Genomic DNA, 17,497 nt, shown 5'->3' with positions numbered 1-17,497 from the left:
CGTGGCCCTGCCGGAACGCGAGATCGAGCTGCGCCGGCTGTGCGCCGCGATCACCGCGGCCGGGGCCGGGGAGGGTTCGGTCACGGTGGTCACCGGGCAGCTCGGCGTGGGGAAAACGGCGCTGCTCAAGGAAGTCCTGCGCTCGGCCGAGGCGAATCCCGGTGGCCCGCGGGTGCTCGCGGCGGCGGCGAGCCGGACCGAACAGGACTTCGACTTCGGGATCGCCTGCCAGGTGCTCGAGCCGCTGGTCGCCGAGGCGGACGCGCGCGCTGCGGACCGCTGGTTCGCGGGGACCGCGTCGGCGGCGCGGTGGCTGTTCCCCGGCGCCCCGGGCTGGCCGGGGTGGGAACCGGGCGACCACAACGACGTGCTGACCGCGCACGGCCTGCTCGGCCTGCTCGCCGCGGTCGGCGCCGAGCGGCCGCTCGTCGTGCTGGTCGACGACCTGCACGTGGCCGACCGGCAGTCGCTGACCTGGCTGCGGCAGTGCGCGCGGCGGATCCACGAGCTGCCCTGCGCGCTGGTCGTCACGGTCCGCGAAGGCGATCCGGGGGCCGACCGGCCCGCGATCCGCGAGCTGTGGGAACTGGCGAAGACCCGGATCCGGCCGGCGAACCTGTCCGAGGCCGGCGTCGCGGCGGTGCTGCGCGCCGCGTCCGACGGCCGGGCCGGCGACGCGCGGTTCGTCGCCGCCTGCCACGCGGCGAGCGGCGGAAATCCCTTGTACCTCGCCGAAGTCGTGCGCGGCGACCCCCCGCACGGCGTCGGCCCGTCGGTGCTGAAGGAACGGCTGTCCGCCCAGCTCGCCGTGCTGCCCCCGCAGGTGACCGACTGCGCCCGGGCGATCGCGGTGCTCGGCGAGCACGCCCAGCCGTGGCTGGTCGAGCACCTCACCGGCGCCGACTCGGTGGCCGTCGCGGAGGCCGTGCGGGCCCTGGGCCGGCTGGGGGTCCTCGATCCGGCGTGCCCGCCGCGGTTCGCCGCACCCGTGCTGCGGACCGCGATCGAGGCGTCGATGACCGCGCAGGAGGACCTGCGGTGGCGGGTGCGCGCGGCGAACGTGTTCCACGAGGCCGGGTTCGCCGCGGAGACGGTCGCGGCCCAGCTGCTCGAGGTGCCCGCGCCGTCGCCGTCGCCGTGGATGCCGGAGGAGCTGCGCACGGCCGCCGACGCGGCGACCCGGCGCGGGGAACCCGAGACGGCGGCGCGGTACCTGCGCCGCGCGCTGCTCGACCTCCCGCCCGGCGGCCCGGAGCGGGGCTGGCGGCTGGTGGACCTGGCGCTCACCGAAGCCGCCTTCGACGTCGCCGCCGCGATCCGGCACCTCACGCAGGCGATCGGGCTGCTGCCCACCCCGCGTGAACGGGCCGAGGCGGTCACCCTGCTGCCGCTGTCGGCCTTCCTCCGGCCGGAGGCCGCCGTCCTCGTCGGCCGCGTCGGCCCGGAGGACGCCGGCGCGCAGGCCGGGCTCCGCCTGGAGGCGCGGATCCGGCTCACCCGCTGCGAAGACCCCGCGCTGCTCGCCGGTGCGGTGGACCGCCTGCGCGAGCTGGGCCCGGAACCGTCGATCGCCACCCTCGCCGAACGCGAGCTGCTGGCGGTCCTGCTGCACGCGGCCACGCTGAGCGCCGGGATGCCCGCGAGAACCGTGGTGGAGCTGACCGACCGGCTGCTGCGCTGCGCCCCGGCGTCGTCCGCGGAGTTCGCGGGCACCGCGCCGCTGCTGATCATCTCCGCCCTCGCCGCGGGGGCGGTCGGCCCGACGTGGTCGTGGCTGGAGAGTGCGGCCGGCGAACCGGTCCTCGGCCGGCCGTCGCGGCCGGCGTCGCTGATCTCCGCCCGCGCCGCGGTGCTGGCCCAGACCGGGCAGCTCACCCGCGCGCGGTCGACGGCCTGGGAGGCGTACGAGCTGATCGGCGGGAACCTCGGCGAAGCACCCGAATCGCTGGTGATGGCGCTCGTGGCGACCGCGGTGGTCACCCGCGACGAGCGCCTCGCCACGACGCTGGTCGAGCACTACGACGAGCAGGCGCTGGGGCGGGCCGGCCTGCACGTCCGGGCCGCCCTGCTGATGCTGCGCGGTGCCGCGACGGCGGTCGAGGACCCCCGGGGCGCGCTGGCGCGGTTCCTCGACTGCGGCGCGGCCCTGCACCGGGCGGGCTGGCGGAACCCGGCGCTGTTCCCGTGGCGGACCTGGAGCGCCTGGCTCCAGCAGCGGCTCGGCGACCCCGTCTCGGCCGGCGAGCTGATCGACGACGAGGTCCGGTGGGCGCGGCGCTGGGGCGCGCCGGCACCGATCGGGCGCGCGCTGCGGATCAAGGCGTCGCTGTCCTCGGGCCCCGAAGCCGACCGCCTGGTGGCGGAGTCGATCGAGTCGTCCCGGGCGTCGGGGGACCGGCTGGAGCTGGTCCGCGCCCTGCTGGCGGAGGGCGCGCTGCTGCGCGACGGCGGGAAGGCGGGCGCGGAGGAACGGTTCCGCGAGGCGTTCCGGCTCGCCGAGGGCTGCGGCGCGCCGTGGCTCACCGGCCGGACGGCCGAGGAGACGACCGGGCCGGGCACGGCCGCGGGACCGTCGGCGGCGCTGAGCGAAGCGGAGGGCCGGGTGGTCGGGTTGGCCCTCGACGGGCTGACCAACGGCGAGATCGCGGCCGAGATCAACGTGACCCGGCGGGCGGTGGAGAAGCACCTGACGAACTGCTACCGGAAACTGGGCATCTCGGGTCGCGCGGAGCTCGCCGAGGTCTTCGGCGCGTGGGGCTTCGGGGCGCGCAGCAGCGCGTAGGCACCGGGTTCGGTCGCCTCCGGACGCAGTGAATGACTCATTCCTGGCGTCGGACGCCAGGAATGAGTCATTCACTGCGTCCGGTAGGGCGGCCCGCGAGACCCGCTCGGCGGCCGCGCAGCAGCGCGTAGGCACCGCGCCCGGCGGGGTCAGCCCGCGAGACCCGCTTCGTGGGCCAGCAGGCCCGCCTGGGTGCGGTTGGCGCAGCCCAGCTTGGTCAGCATCCGCGAGACGTAGCTCTTCACCGTGGCCTCGGACAGGTGCAGCTTGGCCGCGATGGCGGCGTTCGACATGCCCTCGCCGAGGCAGACGAGCATGTCGAGCTCGCGGTCGGTGAGGTCGGCGGTGCGCTCCCGCGCCTCCTGCGAGCGTTCGTGCTCCCCGGCGGACGCGGTGACCATCCGGCGGGCGGCTTCCTTCGACAGCACGGTGTGCCCGTCGGCGGCGACCCGCACGAGCCCGATCAGGTCCTCCGGGGGCGTCGACTTGAGCAGGAAGCCCGACGCCCCGGCCCGCAGCGCCTTGAGGACGTAGCTGTCGGTGTCGAAGGTCGTGAGGGCGACGAGGGCGGGCGGGTCGGGGAGCTTGACGATCCGCTCGATCGCGGTCAGCCCGTCGACGCCGGGCATCCGCAGGTCCATCAGCATGACGTCGGGCCGGAAGCGCCCGGCGGCCTCGACGGCTTCGGCGCCGTCCTGTGCCTGCCCGACGATCTCGATGTCCCCGGCCGAGGTCAGCACCGTACGCAGGTGCGCGAGCACCATCGGCTCGTCGTCGACGATCACCAGGCGGATCACGCTGTCGTCTTTCCCTTGTGTGCGCACACCCCGCAGTATCGCACTGCCCGGGCCGCCTCCGCCCGGACAGTGCGCCGCGATGTCGATCAGCCCCGGGCGACCAGCTCCAGCAGCTTGCCGGTGAGGTCGAGGTGCTCGTCCACGCTGCTCGTCAGGTAGGTCAGGTCGACGAAGGTGTGGTCCGGCTCGAGCGCCGCGACGATCTTCGTCACCGACTCGGCGATGATCTCCGGTTCCGTGCCCGGGGCGGCGTTCACGCGCAGGGCAGCGCCGACGGCCTTCGGGTCCCGCCCGGCGCGTTCGGCGTCGGCCCGGATCTTGGCCAGGGTGGAGGTGAGCACGTCCGCGGGGAACTGCTCGGGGACCGACCAGACGGGCAGCCAGCCGTCGGCCCGCTCGGCGACGCGGCGCAGCGACTTCTCGCCGAACCCGGCCAGGTGCACCGGCGGCTTGCGCACCGGCTTGAGGGCGACGTGGGACTCGGCGATGGCGTAGCCGACGCCCTCGTGCGCCACGGTGTCCTCGGCCCACCAGGTCTCGAGCAGGTCGAGCAGGTCGTCCAGCCGCTTGCCGCGCTCGCTCATCGGGATGCCGACGGCCGCGTACTCGTCGGGGCGACCAGCCGATGCCCAGGCCGGGCAGCAGCCGCCCGTTGCTGGCGACGTCGATGCTGGTGAGCAGCCGCGCGAAGTTCGCGGGCTGGTACTGGGTGGCGTTGATGGTGCTGGAGCCGAGGACCGCGGTCTCGGTCACGGCGGCGGCGACGGCCAGCGCGGTGAACGGGTCCTGGGCGGTGTGGAACTCCTCGGGCATGGTGTCGTAACCCGGGTAGGAGACGACGGGAGCGACCGGCGAAAGCAGCCGGTCGCCGACCCAGAGACTGGCCGCCCCGGCCCGTTCGGCATCGCGCGCGTACCGGGCGATCCCGCCCGGCTTGGCCGCGGCCTTGCCGAAGACCGGAAGGCTGAACCCCAACTGCATGAATTCTCCCCTGAAGAGCGAAACGGATCTTGCTGACCCTGGGGCCAGTAGTACTCCCGTTTAGTTGCTCGTTCAAGTACGTCTGGTCCGGACCACCGGGCCGCGGTGGCTTCGGGGACCCGGCCTGCCAGCCGATCTTCGCGACCAGGAACGGCTCGTTCTCCGGCGCGTCCTTCCGGGCCCGCAAGGCCTTTCGGCGGGCGCCCCGGCCGGCCCGCGCAGTGGCGGCGCGGCCTGCTCGATCGTCGCGGCCACCGTGGTGGGCCGGAAGAGCCGTTCGACCTCCTCGAGCGGAACGGTTTCCGGTGCGCGCGCGGTTTCGCCGGCGTTGCTGATCAGGAGGTCCGCCTCGCCGGCATCCCGGATCGCGGTCGAGGCCGTCCTGGTCGGTGACGTCGAGGCGCAGCCGCCGGTCGGCGGGGAGATCGGCCGGCGCCCGCGGGTCGCGCGTGGGTTCTCCTCAAGGAACGAAGTACGGTCCGTCGGTGGTGAAGGTGTCTTTCCGCGCCAGGACGAACTGCCCGGCCGACTGCGGTGGCACGCCGCGATCACCACCCCGCGCCGGCTGCTCGAACCGGTCGCGGCGGCGAAGGCCGGCCCCATCGTGTGACCCGGGTCGTGCCCTGTCACAGCGACCCCGTACCCGGTGTCTTGAGGCCGACCGATGAAGGAGACCTCATGAACATCGCACTCTGGATCGCCGCCGGGCTGCTCGCCGTCGTCGCGCTGACCGGGGGTGTCAGCAAGGCGTTCGTGCCCAAGGCGAAGCTCGCCGCCACCCCCGGCGGGGAATGGACCGGGGAACGCAGCACCGGCTTCGTCAAGACGCTGGGCGTCCTCGAGCTGCTGGCCGCGGCCGGTCTCGTCCTGCCCGCGGCCCTCGGGATCGCCCCCGTCCTGGTCCCGGTGACCGCCGCCTGCTGGGTCCTGCTCATGGTCGGTGCCATGATCACCCACCTGCGCCACGGCGAGGCGAAGTTCGTGGCGCTGAACTTGACCTACCTCGCCCTGGCGGTTTTCCTCGCCTGGGGTCGCTTCGGCACCGCGTCCGCGTGACCGCGAAAAGAGAGGGGCCGGCCATGGGCGACCACGCGACCGAAGCCTTCGTCGCCCACCGCAACCTGCTCTTCACCGTCGCCTACGAGATGCTCGGCTCGGCGGCCGACGCGGAGGACGTCCTGCAGGAGACCTGGCTGCGCTGGGCCGACATCGACCTCGGGCAGGTGCGCGACCGGCGCGCTTACCTGGTCCGCATCACGACGCGGCTGTCGCTCAACCGGCTGCGGACGGTGAAGCGCCGCAGGGAGGCCTACGTCGGGCCCTGGCTGCCCGAGCCGCTGCTCACCGCGCCGGACGTCGCCGAGAACGTCGAGCTCGCCGAGAGCGTGTCGATGGCGCTCATGCTCGTCCTCGAGACCCTGGCACCGACCGAGCGCGCCGTCTTCGTGCTGCGGGAGGTCTTCGACTTCGGCTACGACGAGATCGCCGCCGCCGTCGGCAAGACCCCCGCGGCGGTGCGCCAGATCGCGCACCGCGCCCGCCGGCACGTCGACGCCCGCCGCCCGCGCGAGACGGTCTCCGCCCGCGAGACCCGGGCGGTGCTGGAATCGTTCCAGCGCGCGCTGGAAACCCGGGACCTGCAGGGCCTGCTCGACGTGCTCGCCCCGGACGTCGTCCTGGTCAGCGACGGCGGCGGCGTCAAGCAGGCGGCCCTGCGGCCGATCGCGAGCGCCGGCAAGGTGGTCCGGTTCATGACCGGCGGCATCGGCCGGATCGAAGCGAAGCTCACCAGTGCCCCCACGGTCGTCAACGGCAACCCGGGGCTCGTCCTGCACCTCGACGGCGAGCTCGACGGCGTCATGGCCGTCCGCGTCGAGGGCGGCCGCATCACCGGCCTCTACTACGTGCGCAACCCGGAGAAGCTCACCCGCGTCGAGTCGGAGACCCCGCTGACCCTGCGGTGACCGCGTTCAGACGTGCGCGGAGCTCAGGGCGAACGCGGTGATGTGCTCGGCCAGGGCGCGGACCGCCGGGTGGTCGCGCCGCTGCTGCGCCGCCAGCTTGAGCGGCCGCAAGCGGTCCTTGGTGCGGACGGACTTGAGCGTCTCGGCCGCGTCGACCGCTTCGGTGCCGATCTCCGCGCCGCGCTCGAGCTCGCCGTCGAGCAGATGGGCGTGGGCCAGCATGGCGAGGCAGAACGACCGGCTGCGCGCCATGTTCGGGCCGTAGTGGCCGACCGCGTCGGTCAGCGCCGCGATCGCCGTGCGGGCGTGGCGGGGCCGGCCGCGCAGGGCGAGCTCGGTGCGCACGGTGCCGGTCATCGCCGCGACGTCGGTCTCGGTGAAGAACCGCGCCCAGTCCGGCGGCTCGGCCGGCCCGGCGGCCTCGAACTCCTCGGCGGCCCGGCCGAGGAGTTCGAGCGCGAGCTGCTCGTCGCCCTTCCCGGCGTAGACCCATGCCTGGTTGGCGCTGAGGATGCTCGCCGCCAGCGAAGAGCCGGAGCGCCGCGCGGCCAGCCGGCCGTGCTGGAACTGGGCCAGCGCGTCGTCCGCCGCGCCGTGGTGCAGGTGGATCCGCCCGCGCCGGTAGCGGATGTTGGCCGCGAGCTCGTCGTTGCCGCCGTGCGCGGCCAGCGTGAGCGCCAGGTCGAGGTGGTGGTGCGCGGCGCCGGCGTGCCCGCTGTCGAAGCTCGTCCACGCGGCCAGGTTGTGCAGGTCGGCCACCGCGGAGAACAGCCTCGACCGCACCGGCTCCGCCGCGGCCGCGCCGAGCAGCTCGTGCGCGCGGTGGATCCGGACGAGGACGGCGTCGCGGCACATCCCGCCGCCGCTCGAGTAGTCCACCGCACGCAGCGCCCGCGTCTGTGTCTCCAGCTGTTCGACCTCGGGCATCCCGGCGCGCTCGGGGAGAACCTGGCGGAGGCTGAACTCGGCATCGGTCATGGCGTCGACTCCCGGCAGCACCATTTGGTGCGGGTAGAGCCTACTCGCCGAACTCGCGCCCGGCGACCTCCGCGACGGCGGACAGTAGTGCCCTGGGCGCGGCACGTGAGGGACAGGTATGGAGTCAGGTACTTGTACGGGTGTGGCGACGCACGCCCCCGACGCAAGCTTGACCGGCCCCCGATGACCCCAGGAGGTCGGAAAACCCATGGTGCACGGCCGGTCGCGCCCCCTCCTCCGGGTCGTTCCCCCAGTAACCGTCCCGGAGCCGCGACCGGCCCCCTCGGGATCGCGCGACCGCTACGCCGACCTCGACGACCGGCGGCTGGCCGCCATCCTGGCCGCCGAGGACACCGCGGAAGAGCACGGCCTCAACCCGCACACCCGGAGCACCTGCTACGTCCACCGCTGCTGGGCGCACCAGTGCGTGGGCGACCCGCTGCACGTCCTGGTGGTCACCGGGCACCGGTGGTGCCGCCGGTGCGAGTGCCCGGTCGACGTCGCGGTGGACGAGACGCCGCCCGGCGCGGTGCACCTGTTCTGCCCGCGCTGCGGCCAGGCCGGGTCGGCGGCCAACCGCGAGGTCCGCCAGGCCTGCCGCACGAGTCTCTCCGCGATGCACGGCGGCGACACGCCCACGCTGTACCGCCTCCCCGACATGTGAGGCGGTTGCTTCCTCCGAGGGGCTCGCATTGACCGGCCCGCGCGGACGTCCTTACGGTGCACGGGTGGGGAAGGCCGGTGCGACGTGCGGGAAGGGGAACCTGCCCGCGGACACGACGAGCTTCGTGGGCCGCAAGTCCGAGGTGGCCGAGGTCAAGCACCTGCTGACGCGGGCCCGGCTGGTCACGCTGACCGGCGTGGGCGGCGTCGGCAAGACGCGGCTGGCCGTGCAGACCGCCGCCGGGCTGTCCCGGGCCTTCCCCGACGGCGTCTGGCTGGTCGAGCTCGCCGGGCTGCAGGACCCGGCGCTCGTCGCGCACACCGTGCTCGAGGCACTGGGCGTCCACGACGAAACCGGCCGGGCGCCGGCGGCCGTCCTGGCCGAGTACCTGCGGGACCGGCGGCTGCTGGTGGTCCTGGACAACTGCGAGCACGTTCTCGAAGCCTGCGCCACGCTCGCGCACGACCTGCTGCGGGCCGCGCCCGGGCTGCGGCTGCTCGCGACCAGCCGGGAGCGGCTCGCGCTGGCCGCCGAGCACCTCTGGCCGGTGTCCCCGCTGCCCCTGCCCGAACCCGGCCGTCCGCTGCCGGGCGGAGGCTGGCTGCGCTACCCGGCGCTGACGTTGTTCGCCGAACGCGCGGCCGCCGTCGACCCGGCGTTCGCCGTCACCGCGGAGAACCAGGAGTGCGTGGCGCAGGTGTGCCGGCTGCTGGCCGGCATCCCGCTGGCGATCGAGCTGGCGGCCGTCCGGCTGCGGGTGCTGACGCTGGCGGAGCTGGAGGCCGGGCTGAGCGACTGTTTCCGGCTGCCCGGGACGGTGAAGCGCGGCGGCGAGCCCCGGCACCAGACGCTGCTGGCCGCCGTCGACTGGAGCTTCCGGCTGTGCGACCCGGCCGAACGGCGCCTGTGGGCCCGGACCTCGGTGTTCCCCGGCGGCTTCGACCTGCCGGCGGCCGGGCGCGTCTGCGCCGGCGAGGACGTCCGAGCCGGGCTCGCCGGGCTGGTGGAGAAGTCGGTGCTGATCCGTGAAGCCGGGCGGTTCCGGTTGCTGGAACCGCTGCGGCAGTTCGGCCGGGAGAAGCTGGCCGAGTCCGGGGAAGCGGCCGCGGCCCTGCGGTCCATGCGGGACCACTACCTCGACCTGGCGGTGCGCAGCGAACGGGAGTGGTTCGGCCCGGAGCAGGCGGAGACCTTCCGCCGGACCCGCCTGGAGCACATGAACCTGCGGGCCGCGCTGGACTACTGCCTGACGACACCCGGTGAGCTCGAGTCCGGCCTCCGGCTGGCCTCGACCCTCTGGTTCTACTGGGCGGGCTGCGGGGTGTTCGGCGAAGGCCGCCACTGGCTCGACCGCGCGCTCGCGCTTTCCCCCGAACCGGGCGAGGAACGCGCGAAGGCGTTGTGGGTCAACGGGTACGTCGCGACGTTGCAGGGGGACACCACCGGTGCGGTCGCGATGCTGGAGGAGTGCCGCGCGTACGCCCGGCAGGTCGGCGACGACGTGGCGCTGGCGTACGCGACGCACCGCCTCGGCTGCAACCTGCTGGTCGGCGACGACGTCGGCGACGCGAAGGCGCTCTTCGAGGAAGCGCAGGCCCGCTACCGGCAGCTCGGCGAGCTCAACAGCAACGTGATGCTGGCCGGCATCGAGCTGGCGGTCGCGTCGATCTTCCTGGGCGACCTCGACCGCGCGGGCGAGCTGTGCGAAGAGGCGTGCGCGACCGGCGTCGCCCACGGCGAGCAGTGGGCGCAGGCCTACGCGATCTTCGTCCAGGCCCTGGTCGCCCTGGGCCGCGGGGACTTCGACCGGGCGGCCGAGTACGGACGGCACTGCCTGCGCGTCAAGCGGAAGTTCCACGACCTGCTGGGCATCGTGCTGGCGATCGAGGTGCTGGCCTGGAACGAAGGGGCCCGCGGCCACTGGGAACCGGCGGCGACGATGCTCGGGTCCGCCCGGCCGATCTGGCAGGCGGTCGGGTTCCCGATGTTCGGCTCGAGGTATTTCGGCGCCCCGCACGGGAAGTGCGAGGCGCAGGCCCGCAAGGGGCTGGGGGAGGGCCCGTTCGACGCGGCCTTCCGCCGCGGTCAGGAGTTCGGGCTGGAGGAGGCGATCGCCTACGCCCTGGGGGACGCGACACCGTCGCCGGTCCCCGGCCCGTCGCGGTCGACACCGCTGACGGACCGGGAGCACGAGGTGGCGCTCCTGATCGCGGACGGCCGGTCCAACCAGGAGATCGCGGACAAGCTGGTCATCTCCCGCCGGACGGCGGAGGGGCACGTGACCCGGATCCTGCGGAAGCTGGAGTTCGATTCGCGCAGCCAGGTGGCCGCCTGGGCGGCCCAGGTCTCGCGGCGCTAGTGTCGCGCGTCCGAGGTCCGTTGACAGCGGCCCGGCGGGGCCAGCGACGTGAATGACTCATTCATGTCGCCGGACGTAGTGAATGACTCATTCACTACATCTCGCCGGCCGGGTCAGCGCGGCCGGACCCTCCTGACGGCGACAAGCGCCTCGAGCGTCAAACCCCTTGCGGCGCGGCGCCGGCTCCTCAGCCGAGCCGCTCGTCCCAGTCGGCGAACGCCGCGACCAGATCGGCGGGCGCCTCGATCTCCTTCAGCCGCCGCAGCTGGTCCTCGATGTAGTAGCGGTACAACGGGACCAGCCCCGCCGCCAGCTCCGGGCGCAGCTCGTCCGCGTCCAGAGGGTGTCCCTCCCGGACCCGCAACGCCAACCGGACCAGCGAACCCGCCGGCGCGTCCGGCTGGGACAGGTACCACCCGGCCGCCTCGTCGTTGTTCGCCGCGCGGCCCGTCGGAAGCGTTGCGGAGTAGAGGAAGCGGACCGGGAACAGCACCGCCTTCGTGAACCACACCGTGTCCGCCAGCAGCCGGCGCGGCTCGCGGAACTCGGCGGTCACCTCGGGCGTCGCCAGCACCGTGATCGCGAACCGGGCACTCTCGAGCAGCAGCTCCGAAGCCGTCGGGCGGGCCACCTCGGCGAGGACGTCCGAGCCGAGCAGGACCAGGCCGTGGTCGGCCAGCTGCAGGCGGTCCAGCGCCGGGAACCGGCCGTCGTCGCGGCCTTCGCGCAGCGCCGGCAGCGAAGCCCAGAACACCGACAGCTTGCGGTGCACCGGACTCCGCTCCTGCAGCGACGCCGTGGTCTCCGCGATCGAGGAGCCGTCGGCGTCCGCCAGGACGAGCGCCAGGTCGATGTCGCTGGCCGCCGGGGCGTACCCGCCGTAGGACAGGCTGCCGAGCAGGTACGCGCCGATCAGGCGCTCTCCCAAGGCTTCCTGGTACGCGCGCGCGGCCTCGGCGGCGATCTCGCGAGCGACCGAAGCCGGGTCGGTCGTGGTCACGCCGCCACCGTATCGCGGCGGGCGCACTCGGCGATGCGATCGGAGACGACGCCGATCACCTGCCAGGCGCGGTCGAGCACCTCGACGACACCCTCGACCGTCCAGTCACCGCGGCGCCGCAACAGTTCGTAGCCCATCTCGAGGTGCTCGACGTCGGCTTCGTCGTGCAGGTCGAAGTACTCGTCGTCGGGGAACGCCCGCGTGCCCGCCTGGCTGAACACCAGGCTGCCGGCCTCGAGGGCCAGGTGCGCCAGCACCGCGCGCTGGACGCCGGGCAGGATCGCGAACTGGTCGACGAACCACGACGCGCCGGCCTCGATCACCGGGTCCCAGACCAGCTGCCGGTCGTCCGCGCGGCTGCGGGCCAGGATCTTGTCGTGCCCGATCTCCTCCTCCTGGTGCTCCAGGGCCAGCGCCCGCAGCTCCGGGTCGCTCTCGAAGGTGACCCGGGCGCTGATCATCCGCTGGAAGGCGTTCGACCACGGCTGCAGGTACGTGAGCACCGCCTTCTTCGTCTCGTCGGAGGTGCTCGCGTCGGTCAGCAGCCGGATCAGGTCCGACGCTTCGTACTCCCGTTGCCGCTGCTCGTTGTGGCGGGCTACGCGCTCGACGTCCTGCTGGGTCACGATCGGCTCCTTACCGTGGTGCTGCGGGAGATCATCTTTCCGTGGGCGCTAAGCAAGATCAACAGGGGTGAGGGAGCGGTCGTACACGGGGAACCGGAAGTACGTGGTGACGTCGCCGCGGCGGCCCGCTGTGCGGTAGCTCACCAGCTCGAGGATGTTCGTCTCGGACAACGGCCCGGGCGCGAGCGCGGCGGTGAGGAGGCGAAACCGTCCCGGGTCGACGCCTTCGCGGTGCAGCAACGCGGCGGTGCGCTCGACGGCTTCTTCGTCACCGGAAGCGAGATCGGGCAGGCGCAGGTACGTCGTGGACTCGGCCGCCCGGTCCGGACCGGACCGGAACGCGAGGCAGCTCAAGGCCGCCTCACCGGCGTCTTCCCGGTCGCCGGCCAGGGTCTGGTAGGCGGCGCGTGCGTCTTCCGCGTCGTGACGCAGCGCCACCGAGGCGACGCGGTTCACCTCGGTGAGGCCGGCGTCGTGGTTGCGGTAGTAGATCTTCACCCGGGCCTGGGCCTCGTCGGCCAGGTCGACGGCGAAGAATTCGATTTCCCGGGCGCCTTCGACGGTCTCGACCTGGCGCCGGGTGGTCTCCCACGCGTCCGCCATGCCGAGCCGGGCCATGGCTTCGGCCACGGCCGCCTCGCGCTGCGCGTGCGGCCACGGGTAGAGCCCGAAGTAGGTCTTGTGGACGACTCCGGACGGCGGGCGCCAGGCGATCGAGTGCCACAGGGGAGCGGGCGACGGCCGGCCCCCGCGGGGGGTGAACGTTTCGTGCACCCGGTCCAGGATGCGGGAACCGCTTTCCCCGGGCGGAGCCACGTCGTGGCCCAGGCTGTCGAACAGGATCCGCAGCTCCGGGTGCCGCCCGGACCAGTTCACCGACATCTCGGCGGGGAACCCGTCGTCCGCCACATAGGACGGCTCGGCCGGCGTGGCCTCGATCCGCTCGTGCGCCCACGGCGGCAGCAGGGCGCGCAGCATCCGCGCGGTCCGGACGGACTGCTCCACCGGAACCTCGAGCGCCTCACAGGCGGTAGCCCACAGCCCGCACAGAAAGTCACCGAAGAGACGACCGCGGGCCGGATAGTTTTCCCTTATATATTCAGGAAACTTCGGCACGTGAATCGTCACGTGCAGATGCTATCAGTTTGATGCTTGCTCAACTAAAAAGCTGCACCCGGGTGGTCCAACCAATTGGGCCATGTGGGTTTGCCGGTGTCCGAGGTGGACACGCACGGACACATCGGACACCGGCTTCATCGGACCGGACAGGGAGTGGACAAAGTGCAGGTCTCAGACCCGCACCGGCGCCACCGTCATCGCGTGCTTGACCAACCGGATCAGCGCGAGCTTGCTCGAATCCCTGTCGCGTGCATCACACATGACGATCGGCACCCGGTCCGGGACGACGAGGGCCTCGCGGATCTCGTCGGCGGTGTAGCGCGGAGCGTTGTCGAAGCAGTTCACCGCGACGACGAACGGGATCTTGCGGCGCTCGAAGAAGTCGATGGCGGCGAAGCTGGTCTCCAGGCGCCGGGTGTCGACGAGCACGATCGTCCCGATCGCCCCGCGCGCGAGGTCGTCCCACATGAACCAGAAGCGCGCCTGGCCCGGCGTCCCGAACAGGTACAGCACGTGCCGCGGCGAGATGGTGATCCGGCCGAAGTCGAGCGCGACCGTCGTCGTGGTCTTGCGTTCCACGCCGGACAGGTCGTCGACCCCGGCGCTCGCTTCGGTGAGCACCTCCTCGGTGGTCAGCGGCGGGATCTCGCTGACCGAGCCGACCATGGTGGTCTTGCCGGCGCCGAAACCGCCGGCGACGATGATCTTGACCGGCGTGGGGACCAGGTCGGCCCCCGTCGTCCCGTCAGTACTTGATGAGGCCATCGAGAACCGCCTGGAGAGTTTCGAGGTCCGGCGACTGCGCCGGGTGGTGGGTGGGCGAGCGCGTGATCACGAGGCCGCGTTCGATCAGGTCGCCGACGAGCACGCGCACGACCCCCAGCGGGATCTTCACGTAGACGGCGATCTCGGCGATCGAGACCGGGTGGCGGCACAGCTGCACGATCGCGACGTGCTCCGGGCCCAGCCCGACCGGCTCCTGCTCGGTGCGCAGGGTCATCACCTGCGTCGACAGGTCGAGCCGGGCCGCGTCGGACGGCGTCCGGCCGCTGGTGATCGTGTAGGGCCGGACGAGCGGCCCGGCGGCTTCGTCGTACCAGCCGTCGTCGGCGCTCATGTGGCCTCCCGGAGGACGTGCGCCGCTTCGCGGGGCGCGGACGCCATGTAGTCCCCGACCCGCTTGACCAGCCGGCTCATTTCGTAGGCGATCATCTCGACGTCGACGCTGTCCGCCGCCAGCACGGCGAGGCACGCGCCCTGCCCGGCCGCCGAGACGAACAGGTAGCCGCGCTCCATCTCGATCATGTTCTGCAACACCGGGCCGCGGTTGAACTGCTTGCTCACCCCCTTGGCCAGGCTCTGCAAGCTGGAGGCGATGGCCGACAGCTGGTCGGAGTCGTCCTTGCTCATGCCGGCCGACTTGCCGATCAGCAGACCGTCGGCGGACAGCACGATGGCGTTCTGCGCGCCGACCACGCGGTTCACGACGTCGTCGAGCAGCCAGTTGAGATCGGGTTTGGGGTTCCCGTACTCGTTCATGCGTCAGAGACCTTGACTTTCCTCTGTGGACTTTCGTGTGTGCTGTCGCGGACTATGCATCGTCCGGCCCGCCCCGCCCCCGGCGCGTGCCCTTGTGGAACGCCGCGAGCGTGCGCGCGGTCCCCTCTCCGGGCGCGACGACGTCGTCGCTGTCGTCGGGTTCGGTTTCGAGCTGGGCGACGAGGTTCTGCTGGGGTTCGCGCCGGGGCAGCCGGGGCCGGTCGTCGGCCGGCGAAGACTGCCCGGCCGGTCCGTCGCCGGGTGCCGGCTCCGCGGCCGCCGCCGGGGCGACCGGCGCGGCCGGCGCGGCCGGGACGGCGGGCAGCGGGTCGGGCGGGGTGAGCGCGCGTGCCGGGTACGGCCTCGGCTTGGCGTCTCGCTTCATCGGGATCTGGCCGGTGAACGAGCTGGGCGTGTCCATGGAACCGAGTGAGCTTTCTGCTGCCTGCGGCGCGGGTGCGCCCACCGGGGCGAGGACCGCGGTGGTCTCCGCCGGCGAGGAACCGGGCTCGCCGGAGGGGTTCTCCTGCTGGCCGGCCAGGTGCTGGGACGGGATCAGCACGGTGGCCCGGAGGCCGCCGTAGCGGGACGGGTCGAAGGTGACGGTCATACCGAGCTTCGCCGCCAGGCGCGCGACCACGAACAGGCCGAGGCTGGAGTCGGCCCGCAGGGCCATCGCGTCGAACTCGGGCGCCTCGGCCATCATGGCGTTCGCCCACTCGCGGACGCCGTCCTTCATGCCGAGCCCCTGGTCCGACACGTCGACGACGATCCCGCGCGCGACCGCGCGGCTGGTGACCTCGACCGGGGACCCGGGCGGTGAGAACGACGTCGCGTTGTCGACCAGCTCGGCGACGAGGTGGATCGTGTCGGCCACCGCGGCGCCGACGATCGCGACGTCGGGCACCTGCTCGACCTGGACCCGCGCGTACTGCTCGGTTTCCGAGACGGCCGCGCGCAGGACCTCCATCAGCGCCACCGGCTTGCGCCAGCGGCGGCCCGGCTGCTTGCCGCCGAGGATGATCAGGTTCTCGGTGGTGCGGCGCGCCCGGGCGGCGAGGTGGTCGAGCTGGAACAGCGACGCCAGCTGCGTCGAGTTGTCCTCGCGGGCTTCCATCTCGTCGAGGATCTGCAGCTGCTGGTGGACCAGGACCTGGTTGCGGTGCGCGATGCCGAGGAACACGTTGTGCACGCCGCTGCGTGCTTTCGCCTCGCTCGCCGCGGCGTTGACGGCGGTCAGCTGGGCGGTGTTGAAGGCCTCGGCCACCTGGCCGATCTCGTCGCGGCCGTGGTCGAGCTGCGGAAGCTCTTCCTTCAGGTCGACGGGTTCGCCGTTCTTCAGCCGCGCCACGATGTCCGGCAGCCGGTTGCGGGCGAGGTCGAGCGAGTCGTTGCGCAGCCGCGCCAGGCGCGTCATCAGGGCGCGGTCGACGAGCGAGCGGGACACCCGCACCGCGACGATGATCGCCGCCAGCGACGCGAGCAGCGCCAGGATGCTGCCGATGATCACGTTGCGCAGCTGGGCGTCACCGGAGTCGATCGCGGCCGCGGAAACCTTGTCCGCCTGGGTGATGGCGAGGTCGTTGAGGGACTGGGCGACCTGGCTCGTCGCGTTCTGCCAGTCCGTTTCGGACACCGGCACGGAGTTCTGTTCGCTGGGCGACCACGGGCCGTGCTTGACGATCGCCACCTCGGCGGTGGCCAGCTGCTGCCAGGCGGTGCTCTTGGCCAGTGCCTGGTACTTGACGCGGACGGCTGGATCGAGGAAGGGCTCGATCTGCGCCAGCTGCGTCCGGTAGGTCCCGGACAGCTGCGCGAACTGGGCGAAGTCGTCGGGTGCGAAGGTGCCGGCCGAGAAGGCCGTCGACACGAGCGACGTCTCGCGCGACATGGCGTCACCGGCGCGGAAGACCGAGGTCGCCGTGACGCCGCCGGTCGCGGCTTCGGCGTCGGGCACGACGCGGGCCTGGGTGTCGAAGAGGTTCGACGCCGTGTCCATCACGCCGTTGTAGTAGCGGTTGACCTGCGCGCGGTCGATGCTGCGGAAGCTGATCTGCGAGCGCAGCACGGGCAGCTGGTCGAACTGGGACTTCAGCGCGTTGACCTTGGCCGCGATCTCGTCCGGCGCGTTGGAGATCGTCGCGGCGAACGCGTCCTGGAGCGCGCCGAGCTTCTCGTCGGTCGCCTTCTGCTGCACCTGGAGCCGTCCCGGGCCGAGCGCCGGGTCGTCGAGGTACTGCAGGGCGGTCTGGCGCTCCTTCTGGAACTCGGCGAGCGCGGTGGCGGCGGGGATGGACACCTCGCGCACGGACGCCGCGACCAGCCGGACGTAAACGCCGTTGAAGAGGAAGTAGGAGGAGACCGCGATCCACAGCACCAGCAGGGTGACGCTGGGAATGAGAACGGTCCTGGTCAGCCTTTTGCGGATCGACTTGTCGTACGGCTTGTCCGACTCGTCCTGAGCGTCTTTGTTCTGCACGGCGGTTCACGAACTCCTGAGTGACGGTCGGCGAAAAACGGGGACCCGGACGAGGAAGCGGACACGACGAACGGACACAGCGGCCGCCGTCACCCGTCTCGCCTCACCCTCCGTGTTGCCGTGGAATCGATCAGGGTCCGTTTTTTACCACGAACCACCGAGGCGCGGTGGTCGTGACCCGGTCGGCGGACGGTGGTCCGGGGAGGGGC

General features: G+C 72.6%; 16 protein-coding genes and 1 pseudogene. 6 read left to right on the top strand and 11 right to left on the bottom strand.

Annotation, left to right across the window (positions count from 1 at the left end; all coding sequences use genetic code 11):
• Position 1: 1 nt before the first annotated feature.
• Positions 2 to 2,782, top strand: coding sequence for an ATP-binding protein (locus QRX60_RS49110; protein ID WP_285998320.1), 2,781 nt, complete (start codon positions 2 to 4; stop codon positions 2,780 to 2,782).
• 149 nt (positions 2,783 to 2,931) lie between these two features.
• On the opposite strand, the gene QRX60_RS49105 is transcribed toward QRX60_RS49110, so the two are convergent.
• The 3 genes and pseudogenes from QRX60_RS49105 to QRX60_RS49095 form a co-directional block, all read right to left on the bottom strand.
• Positions 2,932 to 3,579 (bottom strand): response regulator transcription factor, encoded by a 648-nt coding sequence (locus tag QRX60_RS49105; RefSeq protein WP_286003863.1) that lies wholly within the window; start codon positions 3,577 to 3,579, stop codon positions 2,932 to 2,934.
• An 86-nt stretch (positions 3,580 to 3,665) separates the two neighbouring features.
• Entirely contained in the window at positions 3,666 to 4,163 is a 498-nt protein-coding gene (locus QRX60_RS49100) for an LLM class flavin-dependent oxidoreductase (protein ID WP_285998319.1), read from the bottom strand.
• A 106-nt stretch (positions 4,164 to 4,269) separates the two neighbouring features.
• A pseudogene (locus QRX60_RS49095) lies at positions 4,270 to 4,560 on the bottom strand (LLM class flavin-dependent oxidoreductase); the annotation flags it as partial.
• 256 nt (positions 4,561 to 4,816) lie between these two features.
• On the opposite strand from QRX60_RS49095, the gene QRX60_RS49090 reads away from it, so the two are divergent.
• The 3 genes from QRX60_RS49090 (at position 4,817) to QRX60_RS49080 (ending at position 6,524) form a co-directional block, all read left to right on the top strand.
• Positions 4,817 to 5,170: a hypothetical protein gene (locus tag QRX60_RS49090; RefSeq protein WP_285998318.1), complete on the top strand. Its 354-nt coding sequence runs from the start codon at positions 4,817 to 4,819 to the stop codon at positions 5,168 to 5,170.
• Between the two features lie 68 nt (positions 5,171 to 5,238).
• Positions 5,239 to 5,616 (top strand): DoxX family protein, encoded by a 378-nt coding sequence (locus QRX60_RS49085; RefSeq protein ID WP_285998317.1) that lies wholly within the window; start codon positions 5,239 to 5,241, stop codon positions 5,614 to 5,616.
• Positions 5,617 to 5,639: 23 nt separating this feature from the next.
• A complete protein-coding gene (locus QRX60_RS49080) occupies positions 5,640 to 6,524 on the top strand; it encodes an RNA polymerase sigma-70 factor (RefSeq protein WP_285998316.1) in 885 nt (294 codons plus the stop codon).
• 6 nt (positions 6,525 to 6,530) lie between these two features.
• On the opposite strand, the gene QRX60_RS49075 is transcribed toward QRX60_RS49080, so the two are convergent.
• Positions 6,531 to 7,526: a tetratricopeptide repeat protein gene (locus QRX60_RS49075; protein ID WP_285998315.1), complete on the bottom strand. Its 996-nt coding sequence runs from the start codon at positions 7,524 to 7,526 to the stop codon at positions 6,531 to 6,533.
• A 184-nt stretch (positions 7,527 to 7,710) separates the two neighbouring features.
• Here QRX60_RS49075 and QRX60_RS49070 point away from each other — a divergent pair, with 184 nt between their 5' ends.
• Both QRX60_RS49070 and QRX60_RS49065 read left to right on the top strand, forming a co-directional pair.
• On the top strand, positions 7,711 to 8,166 hold the full coding sequence (locus tag QRX60_RS49070) for a hypothetical protein (protein ID WP_285998314.1): 456 nt from the start codon (positions 7,711 to 7,713) through the stop codon (positions 8,164 to 8,166).
• Positions 8,167 to 8,230: 64 nt separating this feature from the next.
• Positions 8,231 to 10,525 (top strand): ATP-binding protein, encoded by a 2,295-nt coding sequence (locus QRX60_RS49065; RefSeq protein WP_285998313.1) that lies wholly within the window; start codon positions 8,231 to 8,233, stop codon positions 10,523 to 10,525.
• A gap of 187 nt (positions 10,526 to 10,712) precedes the next feature.
• Here the strand turns inward: QRX60_RS49065 and QRX60_RS49060 are convergent, their stop codons facing one another.
• The 7 genes from QRX60_RS49060 to QRX60_RS49030 form a co-directional block, all read right to left on the bottom strand.
• Complete coding sequence (locus QRX60_RS49060; protein WP_285998312.1) at positions 10,713 to 11,525, bottom strand: hypothetical protein; 813 nt, start codon at positions 11,523 to 11,525, stop codon at positions 10,713 to 10,715.
• Positions 11,522 to 12,151, bottom strand: coding sequence for a hypothetical protein (locus QRX60_RS49055; protein WP_285998311.1), 630 nt, complete (start codon positions 12,149 to 12,151; stop codon positions 11,522 to 11,524). The genes QRX60_RS49060 and QRX60_RS49055 overlap by 4 nt, the downstream gene beginning before the upstream one ends.
• A 48-nt stretch (positions 12,152 to 12,199) precedes the next feature.
• Positions 12,200 to 13,156: a hypothetical protein gene (locus tag QRX60_RS49050; protein ID WP_285998310.1), complete on the bottom strand. Its 957-nt coding sequence runs from the start codon at positions 13,154 to 13,156 to the stop codon at positions 12,200 to 12,202.
• A gap of 285 nt (positions 13,157 to 13,441) precedes the next feature.
• Positions 13,442 to 14,035: a GTP-binding protein gene (locus tag QRX60_RS49045; RefSeq protein WP_285998309.1), complete on the bottom strand. Its 594-nt coding sequence runs from the start codon at positions 14,033 to 14,035 to the stop codon at positions 13,442 to 13,444.
• The gene (locus QRX60_RS49040; protein ID WP_285998308.1) at positions 14,016 to 14,387 is read right to left on the bottom strand and encodes a DUF742 domain-containing protein; all 372 of its coding nucleotides are present in this window, start codon (positions 14,385 to 14,387) and stop codon (positions 14,016 to 14,018) included. Before QRX60_RS49040 ends, QRX60_RS49045 begins: the two co-directional genes overlap by 20 nt.
• Positions 14,384 to 14,809, bottom strand: coding sequence for a roadblock/LC7 domain-containing protein (locus QRX60_RS49035; protein WP_285998307.1), 426 nt, complete (start codon positions 14,807 to 14,809; stop codon positions 14,384 to 14,386). Before QRX60_RS49035 ends, QRX60_RS49040 begins: the two co-directional genes overlap by 4 nt.
• Before the next feature lie 52 nt (positions 14,810 to 14,861).
• The gene (locus QRX60_RS49030) at positions 14,862 to 17,288 is read right to left on the bottom strand and encodes a sensor histidine kinase (RefSeq protein ID WP_285998306.1); all 2,427 of its coding nucleotides are present in this window, start codon (positions 17,286 to 17,288) and stop codon (positions 14,862 to 14,864) included.
• Positions 17,289 to 17,497: the final 209 nt, after the last annotated feature.

Source organism: Amycolatopsis mongoliensis, from assembly GCF_030285665.1.
Classification (GTDB): Bacteria; Actinomycetota; Actinomycetes; order Mycobacteriales; family Pseudonocardiaceae; genus Amycolatopsis; species Amycolatopsis mongoliensis.
This window is presented reverse-complemented; position numbering and strand designations above follow the sequence as displayed.